23 protein-coding genes and 1 riboswitch are annotated in these 24,876 nt (G+C 60.9%); of the genes, 6 read left to right on the top strand and 17 right to left on the bottom strand.

Annotated features, from left to right (window positions below):
- Nucleotides 1-15 precede the first annotated feature (15 nt).
- From DFP86_RS19260 to DFP86_RS05960, 3 genes are read left to right on the top strand one after another with little or no spacing between them, the layout of a single operon-like run.
- A complete protein-coding gene (locus DFP86_RS19260; protein ID WP_166642171.1) occupies nt 16-876 on the top strand; it encodes a DUF6502 family protein in 861 nt (286 codons plus the stop codon).
- Nucleotides 836-2,719 carry a FecR domain-containing protein gene (locus DFP86_RS05955; protein WP_166642172.1) on the top strand — a complete coding sequence of 628 codons (1,884 nt, stop codon included), beginning with the start codon at nt 836-838 and terminating at the stop codon, nt 2,717-2,719. The genes DFP86_RS19260 and DFP86_RS05955 overlap by 41 nt, the downstream gene beginning before the upstream one ends.
- A 23-nt stretch (nt 2,720-2,742) precedes the next feature.
- On the top strand, nt 2,743-4,023 hold the full coding sequence (locus DFP86_RS05960; protein WP_166642173.1) for a tetratricopeptide repeat protein: 1,281 nt from the start codon (nt 2,743-2,745) through the stop codon (nt 4,021-4,023).
- Between the two features lie 5 nt (nt 4,024-4,028).
- On the opposite strand, the gene DFP86_RS05965 is transcribed toward DFP86_RS05960, so the two are convergent.
- Nucleotides 4,029-4,295: a hypothetical protein gene (locus DFP86_RS05965; RefSeq protein ID WP_133679153.1), complete on the bottom strand. Its 267-nt coding sequence runs from the start codon at nt 4,293-4,295 to the stop codon at nt 4,029-4,031.
- Nucleotides 4,296-5,106: 811 nt separating this feature from the next.
- Between DFP86_RS05965 and yjeM the strand changes: the two genes are divergently transcribed.
- Nucleotides 5,107-6,744: a glutamate/gamma-aminobutyrate family transporter YjeM gene (gene yjeM, locus DFP86_RS05970; RefSeq protein ID WP_279526891.1), complete on the top strand. Its 1,638-nt coding sequence runs from the start codon at nt 5,107-5,109 to the stop codon at nt 6,742-6,744.
- Nucleotides 6,745-6,837: 93 nt separating this feature from the next.
- Here the strand turns inward: yjeM and DFP86_RS05975 are convergent, their stop codons facing one another.
- Both DFP86_RS05975 and DFP86_RS05980 read right to left on the bottom strand, forming a co-directional pair.
- Nucleotides 6,838-7,155, bottom strand: a complete 318-nt coding sequence (locus DFP86_RS05975) for a PAAR domain-containing protein (RefSeq protein ID WP_133679157.1) — start codon at nt 7,153-7,155, stop codon at nt 6,838-6,840.
- Between the two features lie 124 nt (nt 7,156-7,279).
- A riboswitch (cobalamin riboswitch) is annotated at nt 7,280-7,487 on the bottom strand.
- A gap of 53 nt (nt 7,488-7,540) precedes the next feature.
- Nucleotides 7,541-8,422, bottom strand: a complete 882-nt coding sequence (locus DFP86_RS05980; protein WP_208108248.1) for an EamA family transporter — start codon at nt 8,420-8,422, stop codon at nt 7,541-7,543.
- A 107-nt stretch (nt 8,423-8,529) separates the two neighbouring features.
- Here DFP86_RS05980 and DFP86_RS05985 point away from each other — a divergent pair, with 107 nt between their 5' ends.
- Nucleotides 8,530-9,042, top strand: coding sequence for a MarR family winged helix-turn-helix transcriptional regulator (locus DFP86_RS05985; protein WP_133679159.1), 513 nt, complete (start codon nt 8,530-8,532; stop codon nt 9,040-9,042).
- Between the two features lie 30 nt (nt 9,043-9,072).
- Here DFP86_RS05985 and DFP86_RS05990 read toward each other — a convergent pair whose 3' ends face one another.
- The 10 genes from DFP86_RS05990 to DFP86_RS06035 form a co-directional block, all read right to left on the bottom strand.
- Nucleotides 9,073-10,344 (bottom strand): carbohydrate porin, encoded by a 1,272-nt coding sequence (locus DFP86_RS05990; protein ID WP_133679160.1) that lies wholly within the window; start codon nt 10,342-10,344, stop codon nt 9,073-9,075.
- Nucleotides 10,345-10,468: 124 nt separating this feature from the next.
- Nucleotides 10,469-12,121: an alpha,alpha-phosphotrehalase gene (gene treC / locus DFP86_RS05995; RefSeq protein WP_133679162.1), complete on the bottom strand. Its 1,653-nt coding sequence runs from the start codon at nt 12,119-12,121 to the stop codon at nt 10,469-10,471.
- 23 nt (nt 12,122-12,144) lie between these two features.
- On the bottom strand, nt 12,145-13,584 hold the full coding sequence (gene treP / locus DFP86_RS06000) for a PTS system trehalose-specific EIIBC component (protein ID WP_133679164.1): 1,440 nt from the start codon (nt 13,582-13,584) through the stop codon (nt 12,145-12,147).
- A gap of 135 nt (nt 13,585-13,719) precedes the next feature.
- Nucleotides 13,720-14,424, bottom strand: a complete 705-nt coding sequence (treR, locus tag DFP86_RS06005) for a trehalose operon repressor (protein WP_133679166.1) — start codon at nt 14,422-14,424, stop codon at nt 13,720-13,722.
- Between the two features lie 145 nt (nt 14,425-14,569).
- A complete protein-coding gene (locus DFP86_RS06010; RefSeq protein ID WP_133679168.1) occupies nt 14,570-15,289 on the bottom strand; it encodes a LytR/AlgR family response regulator transcription factor in 720 nt (239 codons plus the stop codon).
- Entirely contained in the window at nt 15,274-16,305 is a 1,032-nt protein-coding gene (locus DFP86_RS06015; protein ID WP_166642174.1) for a sensor histidine kinase, read from the bottom strand. The genes DFP86_RS06010 and DFP86_RS06015 overlap by 16 nt, the downstream gene beginning before the upstream one ends.
- 24 nt (nt 16,306-16,329) lie before the next feature.
- The gene (locus DFP86_RS06020; RefSeq protein WP_133679172.1) at nt 16,330-17,547 is read right to left on the bottom strand and encodes a hypothetical protein; all 1,218 of its coding nucleotides are present in this window, start codon (nt 17,545-17,547) and stop codon (nt 16,330-16,332) included.
- 17 nt (nt 17,548-17,564) lie between these two features.
- Nucleotides 17,565-18,332: an outer membrane lipoprotein-sorting protein gene (locus tag DFP86_RS06025; protein WP_133679174.1), complete on the bottom strand. Its 768-nt coding sequence runs from the start codon at nt 18,330-18,332 to the stop codon at nt 17,565-17,567.
- A gap of 9 nt (nt 18,333-18,341) precedes the next feature.
- Complete coding sequence (locus DFP86_RS06030) at nt 18,342-19,730, bottom strand: ABC transporter permease (protein WP_133679177.1); 1,389 nt, start codon at nt 19,728-19,730, stop codon at nt 18,342-18,344.
- The gene (locus DFP86_RS06035; RefSeq protein WP_133679179.1) at nt 19,727-20,428 is read right to left on the bottom strand and encodes an ABC transporter ATP-binding protein; all 702 of its coding nucleotides are present in this window, start codon (nt 20,426-20,428) and stop codon (nt 19,727-19,729) included. The genes DFP86_RS06030 and DFP86_RS06035 overlap by 4 nt, the downstream gene beginning before the upstream one ends.
- Nucleotides 20,429-20,774: 346 nt before the next feature.
- Between DFP86_RS06035 and DFP86_RS06040 the strand changes: the two genes are divergently transcribed.
- On the top strand, nt 20,775-22,391 hold the full coding sequence (locus DFP86_RS06040; RefSeq protein WP_133679181.1) for a methyl-accepting chemotaxis protein: 1,617 nt from the start codon (nt 20,775-20,777) through the stop codon (nt 22,389-22,391).
- Here DFP86_RS06040 and DFP86_RS06045 read toward each other — a convergent pair.
- The 4 genes from DFP86_RS06045 to DFP86_RS06060 form a co-directional block, all read right to left on the bottom strand.
- Nucleotides 22,386-23,075 carry a 2'-5' RNA ligase family protein gene (locus DFP86_RS06045; RefSeq protein ID WP_133679183.1) on the bottom strand — a complete coding sequence of 230 codons (690 nt, stop codon included), beginning with the start codon at nt 23,073-23,075 and terminating at the stop codon, nt 22,386-22,388. The genes DFP86_RS06040 and DFP86_RS06045 overlap by 6 nt on opposite strands.
- 4 nt (nt 23,076-23,079) lie before the next feature.
- On the bottom strand, nt 23,080-23,352 hold the full coding sequence (locus tag DFP86_RS06050) for a DUF2164 domain-containing protein (RefSeq protein ID WP_133679185.1): 273 nt from the start codon (nt 23,350-23,352) through the stop codon (nt 23,080-23,082).
- 252 nt (nt 23,353-23,604) lie between these two features.
- Nucleotides 23,605-23,862, bottom strand: coding sequence for a hypothetical protein (locus DFP86_RS06055; RefSeq protein ID WP_133679187.1), 258 nt, complete (start codon nt 23,860-23,862; stop codon nt 23,605-23,607).
- Nucleotides 23,863-24,220: 358 nt separating this feature from the next.
- Complete coding sequence (locus tag DFP86_RS06060; protein WP_133679189.1) at nt 24,221-24,853, bottom strand: hypothetical protein; 633 nt, start codon at nt 24,851-24,853, stop codon at nt 24,221-24,223.
- Between the last annotated feature and the right edge of the window lie 23 nt (nt 24,854-24,876).

Genomic DNA, 24,876 nt, shown 5'->3' on the forward strand with positions numbered 1-24,876 from the left:
GCTCAGATTATTCGCATGAATACCCCCGCCAGTCCACCGCCGAAGATGTTACAGGCCCTGCGTTATCTGCTGGAACCGTTGGTTCGGTTGCTGCTGGATCACGGCTTGGCCTACCCCGCATTGGCGGAGCTGCTCAAGCGCGTCTACGTGGATGTGGCGGCCAGGGATTTCGCCTTGCCTGGCAAGGTGCAAACGGATAGCCGGCTCAGCGTGCTCACCGGCGTGCATCGCAAAGATGTCAAACGCCTGCGCGAAACGGCCGATGCGCCGCTCAACCTGGCCAAGACCAGCCATGTTTCGGTACAGGCACAATTGCTCGCCAAATGGCTGGGCGATTCGAATTACCTGGATGCGGATAGCCGCCCTCTACCTTTGCCGCGCCTGGCGAACCATGGCGGGCCCTCCTTCGAGCAAATGGCCAGCGAGATCAGCAAAGACGTTCGTGCCCGGGTATTTTTGGATGAATGGCTGCGCGTCGATATCGTGCGACTCGATCAGGACGACGTGGTACACCTCAATGTGGCGGCGTTGCTGCAATCTCCGGCGCTAGAAGAAAAGATGGACTTCTTCGGCCGCAATATCCACGACCACTTGGCGGCCGTGGTGTCGAATCTCGAAGGGCAGGCGGCCCCCTATATGGATCGCTGCGTGTTCTATCATGGGCTGACCGAGCAGCAAGTCCAGCAATTGAAGCAACGCGCCGAGCATCTGAGCATGGATGCCTTGCTGGAAATCAATCGCATCGCGCGCGAAATGGTCATGCAAAACCAGGCATCGACCGACCCTCTCGCTGCGCAAACCCCGCAGCGCATGCATTTTGGCACTTACTTCTATCATGCCGACGACTCCCGATCGCAAGAAAACGATCCTGCCTGAGTGGCTTGGACGCGTCGTCTGCCTGGCCGCGCTGGCCATGGTCAGCGTGCACGCCTCGGGTGCGGCGACCTGTGCATTCGATGCGCATGGCCGGCAGATCGCGCCTGCGATCGAGCCGACTGCCGTCGACCCGCATACCGGGCACAACTGGGGCGGCATCGGCGGCACCGGTATCCGCACGGCGTCGGCGGTGGCGAAGCCCGGCCAAGACGATGGCTGGGGCGGCATCGGCGGCACCGGGGTCAAGCATGCGGCACCGCTGCCGGCAGGGCTAGTCGCGGATCGCGGCACGGCGACGGAACACGAGGGCTGGGGCGGCATCGGCGGCACAGGTATTTCCCACACGCCGGCGGGCGGCCAATCCCATTTGGCAGGCTATGTCCTGTTTGCCAGCGGCCAGACCATGGCGCGCCAAGGCGAGCTGCCGGCGCGTATGCTCGCCCGTGGCGACGCGATCTGCGAAGGCGATGCCGTCGCCACGCAGGCGGGCATGCTGCAGATCCGTATGGCGGATCAGGGGTCGGTGATGTTGTATTCCGGTTCGAAGTTGCACATCGACACCTTCAATCTGCCGGCGAAGATCGATGGCAGCGAGCGTTTGGCGATGACGTTGACCGAGGGCGGCATGCGGGCGATGACCGGTGAAATCGGTCACGTCAACAAGGCCAATTACCTGATTCAGACGCCGGCGGCGCAAATCCATATCCGCGGCACTGATCACCAGGTGTTCCACGTGCCGGCGGCCGTCGGCCGCTTCGGCAACGTCGCGCCCGGCACGTACAATCATGTGATCAGCGGCGGTACCACCATGCTCAATGGCGCGGGTAGCGTGCGGCTCGAGCCCGCCCAGTCCGGCTTCATTCCGCTAAACAATGGTCAGCCGCACGTCATCGAGGCTTTGCCGGAGGTGTTGCGCACCCTGCCGCTGCGAGGCGCGCTGCGCGCCACCGGTACGTCCTCGACCGGCAAGACCGATTCGGCGGATGCCGGTATCACCTCGCCGCTCGACCCGCTTACGGCGATGCCGGATCGCATCGTCTCCAACAGTGTCGCCCTCGATTTCAATGTCGATCCTGTCGATAGTCCGGCAATGTCCGCCTATGTCGGCGCGACCTTATCGGGTGGTAATGTGGCGCTAGGCGCGATCGACGGCAATACCGACGAGGCTTGGCGTATCGGCGTCGACCCCCGATATGGGATACCGCTGTATGCGGTGACCGCCAACCCGAGCACAGACTGGCAGTTGCTGTTCTTTGTCGACGACGACACCGTACAGCCTGTCCAGTTCCAAAGTACCGAGCATGACCTGGACGGTGCGAAGGTGTACTGGGGCATCTACTATGGCGGCGCTTCCTCCGACATTAACGGCGATTGGCAATACGCGGATGCCCATGCCTATGCGTTCGCACCGGGCGGCAGTACCCCGCTATCCGTCATTCAAGCCATGACGGGGTCGCTGACTTATTCGACGGTGGTGGGCTCGACGGCACCGATCGACGAAAATGCTAGCGCAGGCGGCCGGCTCAATAGTCTGAGTATGGGGGTGCGTTTTGACGGTAATCCCCAGGTCACGAGCTACAACATCAACGTGACAGACGGCCAGAATCGAGTGTGGAATGCCTCGGCTACCGGTTCGGTATCGCTAGCCGGTTTCAAGAACGGGCAGATGCAGTTGAGCGGCGGCTGCACCGGCTGCCAAAGCAGCACCATCACGGCCACCGGCACGGCGGCTGGGGTATTGATCGGTCAACATGCCGGCGGTGCGATCACCAGTTATACTCTGCAGACAAATCAGCCAGATCAAAATCAATCTGTCAGCGGAGTGGCGGTATTAAAGCACTAGCCTTTACCTTTTTGCTGTCCCTGTTGTCGCTAAGCGCATGGGGCGCCGACCAATGCGTCGGTGTCACCGGCGATGCGCGTCAGGCGCTCGAGCGCGGCGACGCGGTCGGTGCACAGCGCCTGCTGCAAGCGGCCGAAGCGAGCTGCGCCGGTAATGCGGCGTTCGATCAGCTACTGGGCTTTGTCCTGCTGCGCAACGATCAGGCCGCCGAGGCCTCCTGGGTGCTGGAGCGCGCGGTGGCCGCCAATCCGCGCAATGGCGCCGCTTGGCTTGACCTGGCGGACGCCGGCCTGCGGTTGGGGGATACGGAACGGGCGCAGGAAGCGCTGCAGCGTGCCGTCAACCTGAATCCTCCTCCCTCCGCGCAACAAAAGATCGCCGTCCTCCGCGACGCCTTGCAGCACATGAACCGCCGCTGGTCGTTCGACGGCTACTTCGCCAGCGAGGCCGGTTGGGACTCCAACGTTAATTCCGCCACCGATCTGACGGCTCTCTCCGCACCGGGTTTCTCGCCTCTGCCGATCAAACTGGATCCCGATTCGCGTCAAGAAGGCAGCAGCTATGCGGACGTCGAGCTGGGCGGGACGCTGGCTTGGCGCGCCGACGACGCCCTGACCCTATATTTGTTACCCAAGGCCAAGAGCCGGTCGTTTCTGCAACGACACCAATTCGACCGCGCGATCTTCGGACTGCAGGGCGGTGTCGGCTGGCGACTGGGCGATAGCATGCTGATCGCTCTGCTGCAATCGGAGGATCAGCAGCTGAGCGGTCAAGAGTATTTGCATAGCGAAGGGGGGGTGTTGGAGTGGCGCTTGCCGCTGTCGAACACCCGGCAATTGAGTTTGACCTCGCAATTTACCAGTACCCGCTACGCGGATCCCAAGATGCGCAACTACGATAGCGACCAACTGCTGGCAGGTTTATCGCTGACGCAGCTATTTTGGCAGGATCGGTTGCGATGGATGGTGAGCGCTTACCGCGGCGAGGACGACGGGGTCAATAATCGCGCGGGCGGCAGCCGGCGCATGGTCATTCTGTCGTCGGATCTAGGCTACAAGCTGTTGCCCGAGCTGGATGCCCATTTGGCGCTGACGCATGAGTCGGATGCCTACCGTAAGATCGATCCTGGCTTTCTCCGGCCGCGCAACGAGTCGATCTGGAACTATTCGGCGACCCTGGCCTGGCAGTGCGGCAAGCAGCATACCCTGACTGCCGGCTATACCTACATTCGCGACGATGCCAGCATCGTGCTCTATACCAGCCATCGGCAGATTGTCAGCCTGGGGTGGCGCGCGGCGTTTTGAACCGCCTACTGTTTTGGATCTTGCCGTTGGCTGACGTGGGCCCAGAAGGCGGTGTTCGATTTCTTGACGATACGCGACCAACGCGCAAGCGTGCGTTCGTTCTGCAGTGTCCGGCTCGTTCTGCGCGTCAAGTGTTGCATGCGCCATGGTATCTCATGTCTGGGATGGCGCTGGGCATGCCGGATAGCTCGCCGTAGCGACCATATCGCCAAAATCGCCAGCACGAGCAGCAGACCCCATAACCATGCCTGCAGCGTCAACAGCCTGTCCATTTGCCATTCCATCCCGCGTGATCAGGTTGTGGATGATAGCCTTTTCTTTCCCTTTCGTGTTGTTGTCAATGTCATTGGCATGATGCCGTGGCGCCATTTCTGCAGGTTTCGACTCGTTCCTATTGGGGTGGCAAGCCTTGCGTCTCATGAAAACGCCATAGCGCGCTTATTCCCATATCAGCAATAGATAATTTTTTACTTGGCATGATTTGTGCACTGCGGCAAAAACGTGCGTTTCCAGCCTGTCGCCTTGCTGGCGGTTGACGGCTGTCGGTGCGTCATCGCAGGTGATTTCCGCAAAGTTTTCAGGCGGCTAGCGATGATGAACGCATCCGGCATCTCGTTGCTTTGTTATACCTAATGACAAAAAATCATGCTATTGAATTTGATTTATGCGGCATATGTGCGATATGGCTGCGCGAAAGCATGGTTTTTTTGATAAACGACAACGTCTTGTCATTTTGTGCATGAGCATAATGTGCGCGAGCCGCCAAAGGTATCGAAAAAAAACAGTGGGTGGGCCGTGAAACGTGCATGCGATGGATGCAAATCGCACGTCTTTCGGCGCCGAGACCAAGCCGTGGTGGCCAAGTACTACACCTGATGCGTTTTTGGTTGACCTGCAAGGGATGCACAGCATCTTTTGATCGCGAACAGGGCGAATGGCCCGCGCAGCGGCAGGCCGCGCGAAGTCGAATCAGGCGTCATTGCCCATCAGGCAATAGCTCGTAGTTAGAACCGGTTTCGTCGCGGTTATGTTGCAGGCGGTCATGGCCGCCGCCGCCTCGAAGCCTACTCAGGGAGATGTATCGTGTCAGTTAAAACTCCAGCTCAAAAAATTACATTAGTCGGATTCGTCCTTATGTTCTTTACCTCGGTACTTGGGTTCTCCAACGTATCGCGCGGTATTTTCTACATGGGGCAATCTTCCATCCTGTTCTATGTCTTTACCGGTTTCTCGTTCTTCCTGCCGTACTCGATCATCTGTGCCGAGATGGGTGCGAGCTTCAAGAATGAAAAAGGGGGTATCTACTCCTGGATCGAGAAAAGTGTCGGCGGCAGCTTCGGCCGTAAGTTGGGCTTCATCACCATCTTCATGTGGTGGTTCTCTTACGTGGTATGGATGATGAACGTCGCCAGCATGATCACCATCCCGCTGTCGTACGTTCTGTCCCCGTTCATCGACGGCGGCTTCAGCCATGCAACCAAGATGGTCAAGGATCTGCTCGGACCGGTCGGCATGGGCCTGATCGGTATCGTCGTGATCTCGCTGATCACCTACCTGATCACCCACGGTGTCACCAAGCTGGCCAAACTGGCTTCGGTGGGCGGTATTGCCGTGATGTCGCTGAACGTGATCTTGATCGTCTGCTCGCTGTTCATCCTGATCAGCCATGGTTTCCATCCGGCCAGCACCTACTCCTGGGCTGACATGACCACCGTACCGAAATTCTCCAAGTACGCTGGCGACGGCCTGATCGGCATGGTCGGCCTGTTCGGTTTTGCCGTGTATGCCATCTTCGCCTATGGCGGTGTTGAAGCCGTCGGCGGCCTGGTGGACAAACTGGAAAACCCGGAAAAGAACGTCAAGCGCGGTCTGCTGATCGGTGCCGGCGTCGGGATCTTTGTCTACTGCTTCGGTATTTTTGCTGCAACGTGGTTCATCGACCGCAATTCGGTGCAAGTCATGCATGACATCATGACCACCAAGCAGGGCGGTACGGGGCTGTTCTATGCCGGTAATGCGGTGTACTACTTCATGTATACCCTGGGTTCCACCGTCGGTTCCAGCCTGCACCTGAGCGCTAGCGCTTGCGGTACGCTGGGCAATATCTTTGCCGCCTACACCGGCGTGTCGATGTTCTGTGCACTGTCCGGCGCCTTCTTCGTGCTGATTTACGCACCGCTGAAGCAGATGATCGAAGGCGTGCCGCAAGGCATCTTCCCGGCCAGCTGGAGCAAGGAAAACAAGAACGGCATGCCGACCGTCGCCCTGATGTGGCAACTGGGTCTGGTGATCTTCCTGGTGCTGATCAGCACCCTGGGCGGCGATGCCGTAGCCGATCTGGTGCAAAACCTGGTGACTCTGACCAACGTGACCATGACCGTACCGGTGATCTTCATCATCTACGCCTACATCCACTATCTGAAGAACGACAAGGTTGAAAAGCCGATCCGCATCTTCAAGTCGGATGGCACGGGCATCACGATGGCTTGGTGCGCCATGCTGACCATCGGCTTCGCCAACCTGTTCACCGTGGCTGAACCGCTGATCCATGTCTACATGGGCGACGATGTTGCGACCAACATGAAGGAAGCGCTGATGTCCATCGGTGGCGTGGTTGTGTTCGCCATTATCGGTTGGTACATGGTGGCTCGTTACGAACGTCACTGCGCAGAAGGCAAGCTGCCGATGCCGGCGACCGAAGCCGAATCCAGCGGCAAGTAATCCTCGTTGTTAGAAGTGCAAAAAGCCGATCGCGCGAGCGATCGGCTTTTTGTTTTTAACCGTAGGCGCAATCGCCTACGGCATTGCGCCATCTCAGTGCCCCAGGTAAGCCGGATCTAGGAAACCGACGGCGCGTTTACCCTCCGGCATCACCGCGCAGCTAGTCTGGGTGGTGGTCACGATGCGATCGCCGTTGGCCAATTCGCTGCCGACGATGGCCGCCGGTCGGCCGGCGATCAACAACAGGCTGCCGGCGCCGGAAACGATTTCGGTCTCCGATCCATCCGGATAACGGACCTTGTCGCCGACTCGGGCGATCAGTTCCATCCCGGAGGAAGCCGTGACGACGGTGCCGCCGCGACGGGTTCGCGAGCCGATAGTGGCGAGGTAATAAGGTTGGGCTGTAGTCATGGTGTCCACGCTTTCCGTGCTGTATCCCCCCACCGGGGAGGCAAGGTTGGCGGTTCAACGCAGAGGGTGGAGATCGAGCGGGCACGCAAGCGAGCCGGCGAGACCATACCCCATCCCCAGGGTTGAACCTCGAACGACTCAGGCCGGTCTTCTGGCTTGCCTTCATCCTCGGCGGCCGGCCTTCCCGGGTGGTGTACCCAGTGGCATGGTGGTCGCGTCGTCAGGCCTACAGCAGCGGGGGCTGCGCCGGACTGGCTGCATAGCAGCGGCACCGGCTTCCCGTTTCACCCTGGCCCGGATGGGCGTTGGGCACCTGAATCAGTACGGTCATGATCGACCGGCGGCGTATCGCGCGTCAAACGATAAAAAATCAGTACGTGGTGCGTCACGGGCAAGATCTTGCCGGCCGCGGCATCATGCCGCGCTGCACCGTCAACACGCCGGCCAAGACGGTGCACAGCCCCAGCAGCGAAAAAGTGGATAAGGATTGGCCGAGCAACAGCCAGCCGAGCAGGACGGCGGTCAGCGGGCTGAGCAGCCCAAGCGACGAGACCGCCACCGGCGAGAGCCGGCTAAGGCCGCGGAACCACAGTAAGTAGGCGAGTAGCGCGCCGAACAGACTCAGGTAGCCATAGCCCAGCCATTCTGTCGGACGCAGCGCGGGCAGCGGCGGGTCGACCAGTAGTGCCAGCGGCGCCAGCATCAGGCCGCCGAGCAGCAATTGCCAACCGGTCATGGCCAGTACCGGAATCGATGACTGCCAGCGCCGGCTCAGATAGGTGCCGCAGGCCATCGACACCGCGCCGACCATGGCCGCCAACATGCCGACGCTATCCCAGCGACTACCGGGCGATAACAGCAGCGCCGCCATGCCGGCCACGCCGGCCAAGCTGCCCCATAGCGCCATCCGGGCCGGTTGTTGACGGTCCAGCCCCCAGGCGAGCGACATCACCAGCAAGGGCTGCGTCGCGCCGACCACTGCCGCCAGGCCGCCGGGCAAACGGTAGGCCGCCACGAACAACAAAGCCTGGAACGCGCCGATGTTCAAGGCCGACAGCAGCAGCATCCGCCCCCACTGGGCGCGCGGCAGACGATAGCCGCTGGCCAGCACCAGCAGCAGGCCGGCGGGCAGCACCCGGATCAGTGCCGCGATAAAGGGGCGATCCGGCGGCAGTACCTGCGTGGTGACGATATAAGTGCTGCCCCAGATGATGGGGGTGATGGCGGTCAGCAGAACATCGCGCCAGCGCAAGCGATCGGAACGCATCTTCATGATCTCCCGTTGTATAATCTTATCGATATAGGTTGAATTCAAGATAACATATAGGTTGAATTCAAGACAAATTAATCTTAACTTCAAGGCAATTGACAAGCATGGAAGCGTTTGAAAACGCCGATGCGGTTGAACGCATCCTCGATCAGTGGCGCCGAGAACGGCCGGAATTGGATGTGTTCCCCATGGGGGTGCTGGGCAGGATGAAGCGCTGTGCCTTGCTATTGGAGAAACAATTGGAGCGGGTGTTCGCCCAGTTCGGATTGTGTGCCTGGGAGTTCGACGTGTTGGCCACCTTGCGCCGATCCGGTGCGCCGTACTGCCTGACGCCGACGGTATTGTTCTCTTCGCTGATGATTACCTCGGGGACACTGACGCATCGACTGCGCGTGCTGGAGGAAAAAGGCTGGATCGAGCGCATCGACAGCGACCAGGACGCGCGCAGTACCCTGGTGCGCTTGACCGACGTCGGCTTCAACTTGATCGACGCGGCGGTCACTGCGCATGTGGCCAACGAGCAGGATCTGCTGCAAGCGCTGAGCAGCCGTAGCCAGCAATCGCTGAATAATCGCCTGGCCGAGCTGTTGGCCAGCCTGGAGCTGCGAGGCGAATAAGCCCCCGCGGCTAAGCGGGGGCGCGGGTTCTTACCACCAGGTTTCCAGTTGGATCCCGACGGTATTGGCGTGGGTCTGACCGTCGGCGCCAAAGGTGCCGGCGTTGGCGCTGGCCGCCGCATCGTTCCAGTTGAACCGGCTGGCGTACAGGCGGATTTCCGGCCGGGTCCAGAATGCCGTATCGGGCGACAGCGCCACGGCCAGCGTCACTTTGTTCAAATGCTGCGTCGGCTGGTTGTCGATGGCCCGGGCGGTCAAGCCCGCTTCGGCCAGCAATTTGACATGTTGCGACAGGCCATAGGAAACACGTCCGCCCACCGAACTGTCGCGCCAGGCTGCGGCAATGTCCGGCGCCACGCGCTGGTAGCTTGCCAGGGCCTGCCCGCCAAAGCGGCCGACCTGCCAATTGAGCACCTCGGCGATGCGTTGCTGGCGCGCCCCCTCTTGCGCCGCGCCGTTGTTATCCAAGTTGTAGAACTCGCCGGTCAGCGCGGCGTGGCCGGTCGAGGCCTGCAGGAACAAGGAATTGTTCAGGCCGCTGTGCAGGAAATCCTTCTGACTGTGCAATAAACCGAGCGCGCCGCCGGATTTGCCGATGGCGAAGTCGCCATGCACCAGCGCACCGGTCAGGCTGAGGGTGCCGCCGCTGTTGACCGGAATGCGGGTCAACTGAAAGTTGAAGCGCCGCGCGTTGTCGATGGTGGTGTTGTTATTGTCGTAGCTGCCGGAGGAGTACAGCGCCAGGTTGAGGCTGGCGGCGCCGACCGCCAGGTTGTCGATCCCCGCGCCGTAGTTGTCGCCATCCTGCATCAGCCAGTTGTCGACGATGTGGATGTCCTGGATCCGGTGGTAGCGCTGACCGGCCCACAGGGTGGCCTGCGGCGCGAACGGCAGGCCGGACAAGGTGCCGTAGAGCTGCTTGGTACTCTGCGTCCCGTTGTACCAGGACGGCATGGCGTACACGCCCCACTTGACGCCATCGCCGGCGTCCCACTGCTTGCCGACGCCGAATTCCAGGTAGGTGTCGCCCTCATTGCCGAGGCGGTAGTGCTGCAAGTCGCCGCCCAGTTGGTATTGCTGCTTGTGATTGCTGCCTGAACCGTCGTAGAAGCCGCTGCGTAGATAGCCGTCGAATTGCAGCCCGAGCGAGTCGGTCACCTGCTTGGCCAACGAGGCCAGTTGTGTCGGCGTCAGGGTCGGCGCAGCCGACGACTCGGTGGCGGGGAGTTCCGCGGCAAAGGTCGGCAAGGCGGCGGCCAAGAGGATCATGGCGGCACCGTGCGCGAGAGAGCGTTTGATCATCACTTTGTTCCTTATTTTTTGGTCGAACCTGGTTGGATCGGATCTGCTGCCACGCCCGGAAACAGGCAAAGCCGGTCCCTGCCGGCCGGGCGTTCCGGCAGGGATGGTGTACTGCAATCGGGGATCAGCCGCGTTCGGCGAGGAAGATCAGGGCTTCGTACGGGCGTAGTCGCATGGGGCCGGGCCGATCCGGCGCAGCCGGCCAGTTGGCGCACAATCGCTGCCAACGCCAGCCGATCGGCAGGGGTGCCAGCGCCGGGTCGAACTCTTGCGGCTCGCCTCGGAAGTTGGCGATCACCAGCAAGCGGGCGTCGGCACTGGTTCGCAGATAGGCCCAGATCGCCGCATGCGCCGGCGTCAGACAGCGATAGTCGCCGTCGGCGAACACCGCATGTCGCTTGCGTAGCGCAATCAGCCGGCGATAGTGATGCAGAACGCTATCCGGTTCTGCCATGGCGGCGGCGACGTTGACCCGCGCCGCGTCGGGCGCGATACCGATCCAGGGTTGATCACGCGAAAAGCCGGCATGCGGCCCATCGTCCCACTGCATGGGTGTGCGGGCGTTGTCGCGCGATTTCTGGCGGATGGCGGCCATGGCATCCGCCTCCGCCACACCGCGTGCGCGCAAATCGCGCCAGGCGTTCAGACTTTCAACGTCGCGATAGTCCTCGATGCGGGAAAAGCCCGGATTGGCCATGGCGATTTCCTCGCCCTGGTAGATGTAGGGCGTGCCGCGCAGGCCGTGCAGCACAGAGGCCAACATCTTGGCCGATTCCACACGGTAGCGGCCGTCGTCGCCGAAGCGGGAGACCACGCGGGGCTGGTCGTGATTGCACCAGAACAGCGCGTTCCAGCCGTCGCCCGCCACCATGCCCACCTGCCACTCAGACAGAATGCGTTTGAGGGCGATGAAATCGAACGGCGCCGCCTGCCACTTTTCCCCTTGCGGATAATCCACCTTGAGATGATGGAAGTTGAAGGCCATCGACAACTCGCGCCGCTTCGGCTGGGTGTAGTCGATGCAGTGCGCCAGCTTGGTGGACGACATTTCTCCGACCGTCAACAGCTCGCGTCCGGCGAAAACTTCGCGATGCATCTGCTGTAGATAGTCATGCACTTGCGGCCCATCGGTGTAGAAGCGTCGGCCGTCGGTATCGTCTTCGGGATAGTCGGCCGGCTTGGCGATCAGGTTGATCACGTCGAGCCGGAAACCGGCCACGCCTTTGTCGGCCCAAAAGCGCATCATTTCGAACACCGCCTGGCGTACCGCCGGATTCGCCCAATTGAGATCGGCCTGTGTCTTGTCGAATAGGTGCAGATAGTACTGGCCGCTTTGGGCGTCGAATTCCCAGGCCGAGCCGCCGAACTTGGATTGCCAATTATTCGGCGCATCGCGCCAGATGTAGAAGTCGCGGTATGGGTTGTCGCGCCCTTGCCGTGCCTCGCGGAACCACGGGTGTTCGGTCGAGGTATGGTTGACCACGATGTCCAACATCAGGCCGATGCCGCGCGTCCTGGCCTCGGCGATCAAGCGCTCCAGATCCTGCATGTCGCCGTAGGCCGGATCGATGGCGTAGTAGTCGCTGATGTCGTAGCCGTGATCCTGTTGCGGCGACTGAAAGAACGGCGTCAGCCACAGGTAATCCACACCCAGCCAGGCCAGGTAGTCCAGCTTGTCGATCACCCCGGCCAGATCGCCGGTCGGCCCGCCGCGGTGGCTGTAAAAACTCTTCGGGTAGATCTGGTAGACCACCGCGCTTTTCCAATTGTGCTTCATCGGTTTGCTCTCGCCATCGTGTTTCAAGCCGCGGCCAGTTGGGCGCGGATGCGGCTGGCCAGGGCGAACGTCATGCCCATCGGCACCATGATCGCCACCAACATGCCGACCAGGAACATCGGGATGTGCTGCGGCACGATGGAAATGAAGGCCGGCAAGCCGCCCACGCCGATGGCCAACGCGCGCACATGGTTCAAGGTGATGACCGCGGCCGACAGCGCCGAGCCAGTCAGCGCGGCGTAGAACGGTAATTTGAAGCGCAGATTGACGCCGAACATTGCCGGTTCGGTGATACCGAAGTAGGCCGATAGTGCCGACGTGGAAGCCATGCTTTTGTCGTTGTTGTCGCGCGCCACCAGGAACATGGCGAGTGCCGCGCTACCTTGGGCGATATTGGACAGGGCGATCATCGGCCAAATGAAGGTACCGCCTTGGCTGGCGATCAACTGCAGATCGACGGCGATGAACATGTGATGCATGCCGGTGATCACCATCGGGGCATACAGCGCGCCGAACAGCATGGCGCCAAGCACCGGCGCCAGGTTGAAGATGTGTACCAAGCCGGTGGTCAGCGCCATGCCGAGGTGGCGGGCCAGCGGGCCGATGACAGCTAGCGCCAACAGGCCGCTGATCACGATGGTGACAATCGGCACGATCAATAATTGAACCGAGTTATGCACCCGGGCGCGCAGCCATTGTTCGATCTGGCTCATCACCCAGGTCGCGATCAGGATGGGCAGAATCTGGCCCTGATAACCGACCTTCTCGATATGCAGCACGCCGAACAGTTCGAAGTAGGGCAGGCTGGCGCCATCGAGCCCCGCGGCGGCTTTGCCGTAGTTCCAGGCGTTGAGCAGGTCAGGATGGACCAGCAACAGGCCGAGCACGATGCCGAGGATTTCGCTGCCGCCAAAGCGCTTGGCCGCGGACCAGCCGACCAGCGCAGGCAGGAACACGAACGAAGTGTTGGCCATCATGTTGATCAGACTCCATACGCCGGAAAGACCGGGATAGGCGTCCAGCAGGCTCTTGCCGGCAATGAACATGCCCGGGCTGCCCAGCAGATTATTCACACCCATCAACAGGCCGGCCACGATGATGGCCGGCAGAATCGGCATGAAGACGTCCGAGAACACCTTGACCAACTGTTGCAGCTTATTTTGCTTGCTACCGCCGCTGGCCTTGACGTCGGCCACCGTCGCCCGTTGCAGGCCTGTCTGTGCCAACATCGACTCATAGACCCGCTCGACATCGCCCGATCCGATGACGACCTGGTAGACACCGCCGTTGCTGAAGTGCCCCTTGACCAGCTCGATCTGGCGCAAGGTTTCGCCGTCGACGCGGCGCTCGTCGCGCAACGACAGTCGAAGCCGGGTGATGCAGTGCGCAGCCTGCTGAATATTGTTCTTGCCGCCCACCGCCTCGACGATGCGCGCGGCAATCCGTTGGAAGTCGTGACTCATTTTGGTGTCCCTGTGTGTGGTAAGGGCACCATAACTCGTACATACGAGTTGCGTCAAATACTTGTATATACGAGTTGGCGAGCGTCGACAAAAGCCGTGGCCGGCGTGCAACACGCCCGGGCGGCTAGCAAGGTGTTAACGCCGTGCTACGTCGGAGAAATAGAACTTGTCGAGCCGGTGGCGCGATTCGGTGTATTCGAACAGCCGCCCGTCGTAGAGGTGGGTATGGTTCTTGACCACGATGACGTGATCCATGCCGTTGAGATCGAGATAGCGACGGTCGTCGTCGCTGCATGACTGGGCTTCGATGATGCGCTGGGCATAACTGATGTGCAGGCCGAGATCCTGCTCCAGATAGCGGTAGATCGAACCGCCGGCGATGTCGCGCGTCAGGCCGGGCACCAGGCTGGCAACGAAATGGTTGATGTCCAGAATGACATTTTCTTCGTCGATGCGGCGCACCCGCTTAAGCTTGATCAGCGGCGTCTTCTCGCGCACGTCCAACAGCCGCGCCAGTTCCGGCGTTGCCGGTATCGTCTCCATCTCGACTACCCGCGACACCACCACGCGCCCCAAGCGCTGATTGGCCTCCTCGAAGCTCACGATGCCGTTGAGCTGGAATTCGATATTGCCTGGCCGCAGTACGAACACGCCCTTGCCGTGGATCTTCTGCACGTAGCCGCGCTCTTGCAGCAGATCGACCGCCTTGCGCACGGTGCCGCGGCTGGCCTGGTAGCTATCCATCAGCTCGGATTCGGAGGGAATACGATCGCCCTGGCGGTAACGCAGGTTGTCGATGTCGGCGACGATATCGGAAAGAATCTGGTTGTATTTGTTCACAAGCGTGCGGGACTAGGGTAGGGAAAATTCGACCTCAGTCTGCCCGAAGTCCGATCAACAATCCAGCCTTGGGTGCCGCGTTCGTCTCTGCGCAAGAAAGAGAGCCAGGGCCTCCTCGTGTCGCCACGGGCTCGATGCCAACCCCTTACATCGACTTGAACTTGCCGGCAAAGCCGCGGCTTAGCGGCAGCTGCACATCGCTGTCCTTGAGCACGATGTGCTGGCGTCCCAGCAGGTCGGTCTGGATGCGCCAGACATGCGCCAGATTGACGATCACGGCACGGTGGATCTGCACGAAGCGATGCGGGTCGAGCCGGGCCGCCAGCTCGCGCAACGGCGTGCGGATCAAGTGGGTTCCCGCCTCCGTCACGATCTCGACGTACTTGTCGCACGATTTGAAATAGATCACCTCGTCCACGGCAATCAGGCTTTTATTCTCGCCCAGGCCGGCGGTGATCCAATTGAGCACCGGCGCGGCAGGCGCATCGCTTGGCAGCGCCGGTGCCGCAACCGGGCGTTCCTGCTGCAGTCGAGCGATGCATTTGAGCAGGCGGGCATCGTCTACCGGCTTGAGCAGATAGTCGCAGGCGGCCGCCTCGAACGCGGCTAGGGCGAATTCGTCATAGGCGGTGACGAAGACCACCCGGCAATGCTCGATATGCTGGGCCACCTGCATGCCGGACAAACCCGGCATGCGGATATCCAAAAAAGCGAAGTCCGGCTGCAAGCGGTTGATCTGCTCCAGCGCGGTCACGCCATCGGCCGCCAGCGCCACGATCTCCAATTGCGGCCAGAAGTGGGCCAGCCGCTGCTGCAAGGCATTGGCCAGCAGCTTTTCGTCGTCGGCAATCAGTGCGCTTGGCATGGTGCGGTCTCCGCAAGGGGCAGTTCGAGCTGGGCGATCACGCCGCTTGGCTGATTCGGCTGCAGGTGCAGGCTGGCCTGCTCGCCGTAGAGCGCTTTCAACCGGTGTTTGATATTGATTAATCCGATGCCATTGGGCGCGCTGGCGTCCATGCCCACGCCGTTGTCTTCGACACTGAGCAGTAGCTTGCTGTGGTCGGCACGAGCGACGATCGTCAGCCGTCCACCCCGCAGGCAGGGCTCCAGCCCATGGCGAATGGCGTTTTCCACCAGCGGTTGCAATAAGAGCGGCGGCAGCGGCAGATCGTCTAGCGACCGATCCACCTGCCACACCGGTTGTAGCCGGTCGCCCATGCGGATGGCGGCAATGTCCACCAGCGCGCGCACCAGTTCCAGCTCCTGTGCCACCGTGCCGTTTTGCTGCCGGGTGCGGTTCAAGCTGGCGCGCAAATAGGTGTTCAGGCTCGCCAGCATGTGCACCGCCTGTTGCGGCTCGGCGGGAATCAGGCTTTGCACCGTGGCCAGGGTGTTGAACAAAAAATGCGGCTCGACCTGCGCCTGCAGCAAGGCCAATTGCGCGGCCAGCTCCGCCTGCCGGCTCTCCGCTTCGCGGCGCCTGGTGGCGTCCAGTTCGCTGGCCAGTATTTTTGAGCGGAAATAAAACGTCTGCATAGTCAGGACGATCAGCGAAATAATCACCGCCGGCAACCACACCGCCAGCGGCCCATTGTGGTGATGCCCGTCCTCGGCCAGTAGATCGACGGTACCGAACAGCGCCGCGATTTTCAGGCCAATCGGAATACACAGCAGAACCAGAACCGGGTGGAGCCAGACGTTGTGCGCCGGGAACAGGGCGCTCATGCCACGGATGCTCAGCCAACAGCAGCCGCCGATGCTGAACGAGATCAGCAAGTTGCTGCGGAAGGAGTCCATGCCGTCGATGGCACTGAATAGCCCAGCGACCGCGAAATTGACGATACAGCACAGCACCAGGCTGCGTGACCAGGAAATGCTCATGCGCGAGGTTTGCATTGCCGCCGCTCAGTAAAAGTAGTCGAACACCAACTGCCAGATGGCCGCCGTGTTGCCTGCGCCGTAATGACTCAGCGCGCCGCCCCGGTTCTGCTGCCACTGCAGCGCCAGATCGCACGCCCCGAGGTGGTAGCGCGCCTCCAGCCAGTGCGATGCACTGTGGTCGATCAGATCGAGATTGTAGATCGCGACCAGATCCAGTTTATCGATCATGGCATCTTGCCAGGCGGCGCGCACCATCGCCGACCGGCGCGTCAGCAGATCCGACGAGTTGGCCATGGCCGCGCGGTAGGCGCCATACTGCGCCGGGTTGGCCTGCACGGCCTGCCAATCTTGCCGGTCGGGTGCCGCGCCATCGAACTGCCACTCGACAATCCAGTTCAGCTTGCCGGCCGATGACCAGTTGATGCCTACTGTGCTGCGATTATGCCAGACGCTTGGGGTGTCGGCAGCCAGTGCACGATCCACCATGCGCTGTTGCCGCCCGCCGGCCCATTCGAGATAGAGCACCGTCGCATTGTCGAAACCCCATGACAAGTTGAAGCCCAGTTGCGGCGAGCCATCCTGCTCGTTGAGCAGCATCCACTGCGGATAGAGCGTCGGCGTCAGGTGCTGACTGAGCACCAGCAGCAGCCGATCGCGCGGGTTGCTGGCGCCCCAGTCCGGGCTCGAACCGCGATTGTCCGGCTGCCCGGCGAGCCTGGGCGACCAGATGGCCGTCAGACTGCCGCTATCCCACAGGTTCTGCCAGCGCAGCATGACGTTGCCCAGACGGTTTTGCCGCCAGCTTTCCTGATCGGCCGACACCACCGAGCGCACGGTGCCCTGGCCGAGGAAGTCGGTCGGGTTGTAGCCATAACCCACGCCATAGCGGGTATTGATCCGCCCGAGATCCAAAATCCGCCGCTCGTCGATGGTGCGGCTGACATAGGCCTCTTTCAGTGTGTTGACGGTCTGGTTGCGCGCCGGCGCATCGAAAAACCGGCTATCGACCCGATCGGCCAGCACACCCTGCCAATCCTGGCCAAGCCGGCCATTCCAGCGGACATCGACCGATTGGCGCTGCATACCCGGCTGGCCGGCGCCAACCAGCAGCGCGCTTTCCAACAGCACGCTCACATCGCGCGGTTTTTCCGAGACCTGCGCGGCCTGGTCGGCCAACTGCAGCGCCATCTCGTCGTCGGCCAGCGCGGCGGCGCACGCGAGTCCCGCCGCCAGAGCGGGCAAGAGTATCCGCCACACCATCATTCCCCGCGGAAGCGTGGCAGATAGTCGCGTTGCAGCCAGGCTTCGGGAATATCGCGCCAAGCATGGTTGCTATAGCGCATGACGGTCACCCACCTCGGATTGAGACCATCGATGATCACCGTTTCGGTGGGCCGCGTGCCGCCCAACACCTGCGCATAGCCGCGGTAGTAGGCCTGCTTGAGCAGACTGCCGCTCTCGGCGTAGAACAGCGCCTTTCTACTACGCAAATTGTCGACATCCACCCACAAATCGATGGCGTGGTAAGTGACGCTGTCGTTCTGGGCAACCAGACGCAGTTTGTAGCAATGCCGCATCTGCCGGTCGCCGTCCTTGATCACCTCCTCGCTGACCTGCGTCGCCCGGTAATCGCGTGCCAGATTGACCGTGACGACGTCGCCGTTGGACGCCTGCCCCATCAACCGTTGCTGCGGCGAAATGGCGATGCTGGCCTTGCTCGACGGGTCATAGAACCAGAGTTCGTTACCGTTTTTCAGCATCAGTTTGCCGGCATCGCGGCGCGGCAGCAGAAAGCGGATCAGGCTGCGGAATTGCCCGCTTTGCGCCTCCGCCTTCGAATACACCACCAGCGTATTGCTTTCGCCCGCAGCGCCGTCCTTGTACTCGGTCAGCGATACCGTCAGGCTGAACGGCCGGTCCGGGTTACGCACCGCATCGCTTTGCGCCAGGATCTGCTGGGCATCGGGCGCGGCCAGCGCCAGCGCGCACCACAGCCAGCCGCACAAACTCAATAGCCATGTTTTCATGATGTTCTCTCAGGCGTGACGCAGCGCATCGACAATATCCAGCGCCGCGGCGCGCCGGGCCGGCCACCAACTGGACAAGGTGGCGGTCAACGTCAGGATCAGAATCGTACCGAGCATCAGCCCGTTCTCGCCCCACAGAATGATGGCGATCGGGCTGGGGTCGACGCTGCCAGGCGGCGTCCAGCTGAGCCCGGCATGGTTGACCAGGCCCGCCGCCAGCAAGGCGGCCAGCACGCCCAGCACGCTGCCGACGCTGCCCAGCAGCACGCCCTCGCACAAGAACAGCCGGCGGATTCCCCCGCGCCGCAAGCCCATGGCGCGCAAGGTGCCGATTTCGCCGGTGCGCTCCAGCACCACCATATTCATGGTGTTGCCGATGGTGAACAGCGTGACGCAGGCGATCAGCAGGGCGATGAAGCCGAAGATCGAGCCGAACATGCCGGTGATCTGGCCATATTGCGGTTGCAGCTCGGCGTAGCTATAGACCGCCAGCGGCTGGTCGCGCAGCGGGCCGGCGAACAACTGCCGCAGCCGGGCGCTGGCCTGCGCAATCTGCCGCGTGTGATGCAGTTGCAGCACGATGGCGGACACCATCGGCTCGCCCTGGCCGTACACCAGTCGCTGCGCCTGCGCCAGATGCATCCCGACATAGCGGTCGTCCAGCGCTTTCACCCCCTGGCTTTGCGCCTTGACGATGCGCAGACGGGCAATATTGGGCGCGCCCGACGCCGTGGCGGCCAACAATTCGATGCGCTGATCGCTAGGCGGCGCTGGTGTGTTCTGTGCCAGTGCCGCCAGATCGGCGGGCAGCACCGGGCCAGCCGCCGAACGGGGCTCGGGCTGTGGCTTGGGGCAATGGGCAAGCTGCAGCGCATCGCACAACTGCAGCACCCGCGCCACGCCCATGCCGATCACCGCCGCATCCGGCGCGGTGCCGGTCAGCGCGCTCGGCTTGCGGCGATGCGCATCGCCGAAATGGTAGTCGTCCCATTGGCGCAGCTGGTTCTGTCCGGTCACTTCGCTGCCGAACACCATCACCGTGTGCGAAGTGGCGGCGGCATAGTTGCCGGCAATGCCGTCCAGATACAGCGTCGGCGTGACCACCGTCAGCATCGGCTTGAGCACCGGGTCGTCGGCGATGACCCGCATCACGCGCCGGTAGTCGCGCACACCGTAAGCGGCCGGATTGCCGCTGCCAAACTCGAAGAAATCCTTGTTCTGCACCTGCAAATGCCCGCCATCGCGCACGAAACTCGTTTGCAGGCCATACACCACGGCGTGGTCATAACCGCCGAACAACAACATGGCGATCACGCCGACGATCATCGTCAACAGCGTCGACACGGTGCGGCGCCGATTGCGCAGCAGATTGCGCCAGGCCAGTTTGAATACGCTCATGCCAGCTCCTTCGCGCGCACTTCGCGCTTTTGCTGAATCTTGCCGTCGAGCAGGGTATAGAGATCGTCCGCCGCGGCAATCACCTGCGGATCGTGGGAAGAGAACACCACCGCCACCTGTTCTTGCTGCTGCAGCGTACGCAGCAGCGCCAGGATCGTGGCGCCGGTCGCGCTATCCAGATTGGCCGTCGGTTCATCGGCCAGTACCAGCGCGGGTTTGTTGATCAGTGCCCGGGCGATGCTGACCCGCTGGCGCTGACCGCCCGACAACTGCCCAGGCAGATTGCGCGCCTTGTCGGCCAAGCCGACCGCCTCCAGCATGTGCAGCACCCGGCGCTTGCGCTCGGCCGGCGCCACCTTGGCCAGCAACAGCGGGTACTCGACATTTTCATAAGCGGACAGCACCGGCAGCAGATTGAAGTTTTGAAACACAAAGCCGATGTGTCGTGCGCGAAACGCGCTGAGCGCGTCGTCCCGCAAGCGCAGAATGTCCTGCCCGGCCACCTCGATCGACCCCTGGTCGGGCCGGTCGATGGCGCCGATCAGATTGAGCAAGGTGGTTTTGCCGCTGCCGGACGGCCCGGACAGCACGGTAAAGCGGGCCGGATGGATGGCTAGCGTCACCGCTTGCAACGCCGGTACGGCGACCTGCCCCAACTGGTAGTTTTTGCAAACCTCGTGCATTTCCACCGATAGCATTTCTCACCCCCAGTGATGGCTAACGGCTCGAATATAGGCCTGCGCGGCAAGTGATTTTTCAGGATGCGACGAATGGCGCCAGTGCGGCGCGAAATGCCGTGGGAAGGCGGGAAAAGCGCTGGCGTGAGAGATCGCCAGGGGGAACGGCGTCAGCCCCCGGCGGGCCGTCGGCGCCGGGCTGATGGCATCGCTATCGCTGAACCATGCCGATTTGTAACCAAACGCAGCAAGTGTTTGTTCTGGTTGGAATTATTGATTCGTATCAATGAGATTGGCGGACTAAACCCCCTACCATCGTCGAAAAACACCCACACCGACGAACATCTCACAATAAATAAACCGAACAATGAAGAAGAACCTGCCCGTTACAGATATTGAGTCTTATTTACCCGAAGGGAAATTCATCTATTCGCGCACCGACCTGAAAGGGGTGGTGACCGAAGCCAACGACGTCTACCTGGAGATCAGCGGCTTTTCCCGCGACGAAATGATCGGTTCGTCGCACAACATCGTGCGCCATCCTGACATGCCGCCAGCGGCGTTCGCCGACTTATGGCAGGACTTGAAACAGGGCCTGCCTTGGCGTGGCTTGGTGAAGAACCGGCGCAAGGATGGCGGCTTTTACTGGGTGATCGCCAATGTTTCGCCGGTGCGCGAAGGCGGGCGGGTGGTCGGCTATCAATCGGTGCGCTCGCGCCCGAGCCGAGAACAAATCGCCGCCGCCGAGGCGGCCTACCAAGCGATCAACAAGGGGGCAGCCGGTTTGTCGGTGCGCCACGGCGAAGGCTTGGCCGCCTCGACCACCCGCAAAAAACGGCTGCTGTCGTTCCAATTCGGCGCCGGGCTCGCCCTCGTCGGTATGGCGGCCAATATCGCGGCACTGCTGTTCAAGTCCGCCATGCCGGATGCGCTGGGACTCGCCTGCGCGATCTTCAGCGCTCTGACGCTAAGCTATTTCGTCTTTGCCTGCTGCCTACCCGTCAAACGCGGCCTGGTGCGCCTGGAACGCGACCTGAACGCGGTGCTGGCCTCGGGCAACCTGAATCGAACCCTCGAACGCGGCGGCCCGAGCGACGAGGTCGCACGCCAGATCAGCTTGTTGATTACCTCGTTGCAAGCCACCTTACAAGGCATGGCCAACATCGCCGACGAGCTGCAGGCCGTGATGAACGTGACCGGCCAAAGCGCCGAGGATATCCGCCTGCGCTGCGCCGAGCAGCGCGACTCGGCCGCCGCCACCGCTGCGGCGCTGGAGGAAATGACACAGTCTCTGCACGAAGTGGCCACGCACAGCCACGACACCTATAACGTGGCCGGGCGCGTCGGCGAGCAAGCCAAGCAGGGCGTGACGCAGGTGCATGGCGCCGAGTCGGCCATGCAGGCGCTGACCCAAACCATCAACCATTCGGCCGGACAGATCGACACCCTCAATCAACGCTCCAACGAAATCGGCCGTATCACCGCCGTGATCCAGGAAATCGCCGACCAGACCAACCTGCTGGCGCTGAACGCCTCCATCGAAGCCGCCCGCGCCGGCGAGCAAGGACGCGGCTTCGCCGTGGTCGCCGACGAAGTGCGCAAACTGGCCGAACGCACCCACGTGGCGACCGAAGAGATCGGCAGCATGGTCTCCGCCATCAAAACCGACACCGCCGCCGTGGTCGACGGCATGGGCATCGGCAACACGCAAATTCAGGAAGGCTGCGTGCGGGTCGGCGAATTGAGCCAGTCGCTGCTGTCGATCAACGACGAGATGATCGAAACCCTACAACGCATTCAATCGGTTTCCACCGCCACCGGCGAACAAAGCCAAGCGCTGCAATCGATCGCCAGCAGCATGGATCAAGTCTCGCAGGGCACCGACAGCACGCTGCAACACGCCCAGCACATGAGTGCGCGTACCGTCGAATTGGCGCGCATGGTCGAACGCATGCGCATGGCGGTCAATCAGTACGACCTATAGCCAACGTGGCGCCAGCTGGGCCTTGAACGCCGGCCGCCAAATCAGTTCGCCTGATGCCAGCCTGTAATCGGCCATGGTTTCCAGCTGGCCGCCGATGTCGGCGCTGGCATAGCGCATCAAACTCAGCCGCTCGACCGGCAGATTCAAACGGCCGCCGGCCGGAAACTCCAGCAAGCGCTCAGCCAGCGAACCGGTCGGCCAGCGGCCGCCATACAACCCGACCGTGATGTGGGGCACATAATCCTCTGGGGGATGATCCAACGGATAGCCCACCAGACAGCCGCGCACCGCGGCCAGTTGCCGGCCAGCATCATGCACTTGCAAGAAGGGCGCCGATAGAAAGCTGTCCAAAGCGCCGATCTGCAACACGAACGGCGTCGGGGCCAGCCGCCGCAAGGCACGCAGCTGGGTGCTCAGCCGCACGGGCGCATAGTCGCCATCGCCCCCCGGGAAACCGCACAGGCTGAGGGTGATATGCGGCTCGCGGCAATAACCCGGTAGCAAAGTACCTTCCAGATGCCGGCACGCCGCCGCCATGCGTGCGGCAACATCGGCTTCATCGGCATCGATGGCCCACAGCCAGAACCAGGGGCGCCCACGATGCCAATCGGTAAAGTCCCCGTGTTCATGCGCCAGGGTATGGCTGGCCGCCTGAAGCTCAGGCTGCAGTAATCGCGCCGCCATCGGCCTACCTGCGCGACTTGGCGCCCTTGTCGTTGCGCCAGTACAGGAATGCCTCCTCGTTTACCTCCATATCGAGCTCCTGCACCCGCACCAGCATTCTGGCCTGCGCATCCGCCACGGCCTGGTTGTAGATCGCCGGGCCGATTTCCTCGATAAAGAAATCCAACAATGCCTCGGTGGCGAGATTGCCCAACGGTTCTTCCAGATTGCGCTGGCAATATTTATACAGCGACGAAACCGCCGCTGCGCGGACGACTTTGGTGAGTTCGATGGCCATGGGTGAGTTTGTGGGAAGGTGGTGGGGATGGGGGGATTTTAGCTTAGGGAGAGGGGGCGGTAGTAACTGACACGTCTGTCACCCGATTAGTGCTGTGCTCCGGGTGTACGTTCGGTAGTGTGCGTTCGCGCAGCAACGCACAAACCCTCAACACCTCCAAACCCCAGTCGATGCTGTCGGCCAATTGTGCAGTGTTGGCATCTGACCCACATCCGGCCGGGGAGCTTTGCCCCCCGCCTCCGGTAGGTGGCCTTAATCGGCCGTGAGCACCAGGCAGCCCGCCAGTTCGCGCGCTTGCGCAGCCTTGGGCAGATAAATCCATGAAGTGTCGGCATCGATGCGTTCGAACGCCCACGGCAAGCGGCTATCGACGATCAAACGGCACTCGTCGGAATTTGGACGACTGCCGCGCGGCGTGCACAACATGGAAATCAGCGAAAACAACTGCTGTTGGCGGGAATCCGGGTTTTGAGAAAAGACAGGGACTGTTTTACTATCGACGGCAACCATTCTGACTTGCTCCTCAAGTTGGTTTGGCCAGCGGGTTCGGTGGTGTTCGTAGCACCCCGGACCCGCGCCTCATTGCGACGAACGTCGCACCGCCTACCTTACCCAGCAAGACACCAACTGACAACCAAGCGCGGCTGTCAGAAAAGGCTGAAATTTTCAGCCTGTGGGAGGGTTTCGTCGGTTCGCTAGTGTGATTGCAGTTATACGGATTGGGCGGGTTGTTGGGTGTTGCCGAATAGTTGGTGGGCTAAGCTGGATCGACTCCCCAGTCGATGGCATATCAACTGGGGGAAGGTCAGGAGTTCATTAACCAGCAGTATTGAAATCGGACCCCGAATGCCGATTTATTCGAGTACAGCTAAGGTTGTAGAACGTCAGCGCCGACTCTCTGAGGTGTATCGAAAAAATCAACATGGTTGGTGTCGAAAATATCGGGTTTGATTTTACCTTCTGCACTTGCAGCTTTGTTTTTTCCTTTTTTTATTGATCTTTTGTAAGCGCCATTTATTAGATTAACGTCGGCACAAGTTTTTACTTTTGGATGAGTATCGTTGTGCTTGTCATCAAATATGCTTTCACATCCCGTATATCCAATAATCTGAAAAATTCCACGACGAAATTTCATCTGGTATGTTTCATCAAGTACATCATCCGGGCTGGAGCTATCGCCAGATAGGTATACGCTATTATTTTTTATTTCAACTATGCAACATTCTTTAAATGGTATACGAAAAAGTGCAGAGCTATATACTGGTTCCTTGTTGCTTTTGTCTAAGTTCCATAAACTAATTCTATATTTTCCACTTGCGTCAGATTCTATGCTTGCAAAATTGAAATTAGAATCGGTTTTTTCAATGTTTGAGCAATACATTGGTCCAGTTAGGGTCCTGCTATCTAGTTTTTCTTGTAAGTTTGAGCATGACGGATTTGCTGTGGCTATATGTGGAAATAAAGCAAATAACAAATAAAAAAATAAAAAATTCTTTTTCATGGGATATGTTTTTTTATCTAAGT

The organism is Paludibacterium purpuratum, from assembly GCF_004363805.1.
In the GTDB taxonomy this organism is placed as follows: Bacteria; Pseudomonadota; Gammaproteobacteria; order Burkholderiales; family Chromobacteriaceae; genus Paludibacterium; species Paludibacterium purpuratum.